Source organism: Microcystis sp. M090S1 (assembly GCF_020246295.1).
Lineage (GTDB): Bacteria > Cyanobacteriota > Cyanobacteriia > Cyanobacteriales > Microcystaceae > Microcystis > Microcystis aeruginosa.
This window is the reverse complement of record NZ_JADBTF010000418.1, coordinates 1-3516: the sequence shown is the minus strand read 5'-3', so window position 1 is coordinate 3516 and position 3516 is coordinate 1. Positions and strand designations below refer to the sequence as shown.

Sequence of the window (3516 nt, the reverse complement as noted above, 5' to 3'; positions counted from 1 at the left end):
AATTACTGGTGCAAGTTGGCAATCTTGTAATGTACCGCAAGTCCTTCGTCATCGCTGTGCTTATCTAAATGGTTGCCTTTTTTAACTTTTTTATTGATCTCATTAAGCATTTCTACTTATTGCAAAGGTGAGATGCTCCCGGCATCATTGAACCTAAAACCCCATACATCGATCCAGTTTTAGCTCCGAAAAAGAGGTGAATGACAATGAAAAAATCAATTGTTAAATGGATGCTTACTGCATTATTAACTACTGTTCTTGTGACTTTTGCTTATGGATTAGTTAACAGTGTCTTAGCTCAAATCCCATCCCCGACTGCTGCTGCAACACCTTCCTCTCAAACTCCCTCTCAAACTGCTGCTACAACATCTTCCCCTCAAATCCCCTCCCCGACTGCTGCTGCAACACCTTCCTCTCAAACTCAATCTGGGACTCCTGCGAAGTTCTCTGGCCAGGCCTTGGCAATAGCATTAGGGGGTGTTTTGGTTTTCTATTCAATTACTGTCTGGTGGGTAAGTTGGGATAACGCCTATAATTTTACTGCATTATGGATTAAGCCTGTAGCTTTGACAGCAGGACAGTTTGGTAAAGCTAGTCTTTCTAATTTTCAAATTTTTGGTTTCACCTTAGTGGTGCTATTGCGACTTCTATACACTCTGGCCAGTAGTGGAGTACTGAGTGGGCTATCAGATGACCTTCTTTTACTACTAGGTATCAGCGCTGTTGGCACAACTGGTTCCAAGGTGATAGCATTGGGAAGCAAACGACTGACATTCTCTAATTGGACCTGGTTGCGAAATCATGAATGGCTGACCATTGGTGAAAAAGGTTACGAGAAAAAACCAGAATTAGAAGATGCAAAATGGAGCGACTTAATAAAAAGTGGTGGATCATTTGATGTTTACAGCTTTCAACTACTAGGTTTTAGCTTGTTGGTAGCTGCTGAATTATTGGTCGGTATTGGTTCAGATTTGGCGACATTTACTTTACCGCAAAACTTTCTTTCTATTCTTGGACTGAGCAACGTTGTCTATCTAGGAGGGAAAGTTACAGATCCAAATTCTTACGAAGAACTCAACCAAAAAATCGATGAATTACGGACGGAAGAAACAGACTTAATTTCTCAATACCCTAATATTCAACCCGAAAGTTATGGAAAGTATATTGCCAAAGCGCGTATTGTTGCAGAGATGCTAAGGTCATTTTACGGTGAGAAAGGAATTTTTAGCGGTAATCCCATTGACTTTAGTAAATTGATGCCAAATATTCCTCAAAAAGACCCCCAATTTCAGCCAGCGATCACGGTTCTTCGTTACTTAGTATGGTTCGATAGGGGGGCATAAATCGACTAAATCCTTATCTGGCAAGAGACTTAATTGATTAGTTCGCTCTAGATCAAAAATAATTGACAAAAATCGCCAAATGCCTTTCTATATAAGGGTTCCATCCCTTATAACCCCCGTCCATTGCATAACAAAAACCGAAGAACCAAAAGATTTTGATACTAATCTTTATGTGGGTTATGTCCCTGGTTTTCCCGGAGCACATTCTCAAGGTGAAACTGAGGATGTCTGCTTTTTTATGTGACTTTTGCAGGCGGCAAGGGATACCTTGATAACCAAATATTTCTAAGGGATGTTATTAATGCGTGAGTTAAAATATATAGCTGAAACTCCACTTAATCATAGGAAGGATTACGGTCAGTTTTTTACACCTATGTGCGTTGCTCGCCTCATGGTACAGTGGGTTTTGAAAGATAATCCAGAAACAGTATTAGACCCAGCGTTTGGCTTAGGCGTTTTTTATGATGAAGCAATAAAAACACCTTCAGGTAATCAAGTACATTTCATTGGATATGAGATTGATAGAAATATATTTGAGTTTCTTAATCCTAAGGGTGACAGTCCTTATTTGAGAGTTATCAATAGTGATTACCTCGAAGCTGAAACTGAAAAATTTGACGGTATCATTTGTAATCCACCATATATGCGATTTCAGAAATTTCTTAAGCGTCATGATATATTACCAAAAATTGAAGAAAAAATAGGTAAGAAACTTATCGGTTACTCTAATATCTCTTCCCTATTCCTTGTCAAGTCTTTAAGAGAACTTAAAATCAATGGTAACTTGGCGTATATTATGCCTTTTGAATTTTTTAATACTGGCTACGGAAAAGAAATCAAAAAAAGTCTCCTTGAAAATCATTTATTGAAGCAAATAATAATCTTTGCCAATGAAAAAGAAATTTTCCCAGATGCAACGACAACCGTTTGTGTGCTTCTTTGTAAAAATGACGGAAAAAAAGAAACCATTAAAATTTTACAGATTAAAAAAAGTGATGAAATAGATAAAATATCTGATATTAGTAAATTCTATCAGTGGGAAATCGAACCATCGAATTTACCATACAACAAAAAGTGGACACCTATTATTTCATCATTGTTCACTGAACAAGTATCTACAAATGGCTTCTGTAAGTTGTCCCTATACGGTACGTTTACGAGAGGTATTGCTACTGGCGCAAATGAATTTTTTGCGTTAAAAAAATCAAAAATTGAGCAACGGAAGTTGAGTGATAACAATATTTGTAAGTGTATTACAAAAAGCTCTCAAATCCGCAAAGCAGTATTTACTGAGCATGATTTTAATATACTATACAATGAGGATAAGCCAGTCCATTGTTTAGATGTAAAAGATCACGACAACTCTGAAATACGAAATTACATAAAAGAAGGCGAAAAATTGGGATACCATGGGAGGTATCTTACAAAAACAAGGAACACCTGGTACAAAATTGAAAAGAGAAAACCGGCTCCAATTTTATTCGGCGTCTTTAGCAGGGGCAGGTTAAAAGTAATACGCAATTTCACAACAGCAATAAATTTTACCTGCTTTCATTCCTTTTATCCAAATAAATTCGGACAACAATTTATTAATAAATTGTTCGTGTATTTACTGAGTGATATTGGACAGGAAATAATAAAAATCAATAAACGAAGTTATGGTGATGAATTAGACAAGTTTGAACCAAGGGATTTGAATGATAGCTTATGTCCAAGCCAGAAACAATTTGAAATGATCAGTGATGAAGATGCTGAAGAAGTAATTAGTATTGCACAAAATGATCACCAAAAAGCAATTCTCATGAGTAATGCTCTGATCAAAAGACTTATGGACTCCCAACAATGCGCTGCACCGGACGGCAATTCCGATGCGCTCCATAGTGCGATCGCTATCGAGGCAGGGTGCGTTCCCTAATCTGGCTCCTACTGCTGCACCGATAGATTTTGGGGAACGCACCCTGCTCATTCATTGAAGCAAGTGATTGCCAGCTAACAACGCCTCTGCACACCAACTGCCGAGAGTTAATCGGTGATAGTGGGACTTAAACGCTCAAAAAGAGTATAATAGAGTATAATCGTTATAGAATAAGCACTTTACGTTGAAAAATCGGCGATGAAAGAGACAACCCCAGCCGCGATGCCCCCATGCTTTGACCGATGGTGTCGGCGGTTT

At 38.0% G+C, this 3516-nt stretch carries 2 protein-coding genes; both read left to right on the top strand.

Going from position 1 to position 3516, the window contains the following annotated elements:
- The first annotated feature begins 206 nt into the window (after positions 1-206).
- Complete coding sequence (locus IM477_RS18500) at positions 207-1343, top strand: hypothetical protein (RefSeq protein WP_287732990.1); 1137 nt, start codon at positions 207-209, stop codon at positions 1341-1343.
- Between the two features lie 301 nt (positions 1344-1644).
- On the top strand, positions 1645-3258 hold the full coding sequence (locus tag IM477_RS18495; RefSeq protein WP_287732989.1) for an HsdM family class I SAM-dependent methyltransferase: 1614 nt from the start codon (positions 1645-1647) through the stop codon (positions 3256-3258).
- Positions 3259-3516: the final 258 nt, after the last annotated feature.

Coding starts and splice junctions, on each gene's coding strand:
- IM477_RS18500 (WP_287732990.1), top strand. CDS start 207: ATGAAAAAATCAATTGTTAAATGGATGCTTACTGCATTATTAACTACT.
- IM477_RS18495 (WP_287732989.1), top strand. CDS start 1,645: ATGCGTGAGTTAAAATATATAGCTGAAACTCCACTTAATCATAGGAAG.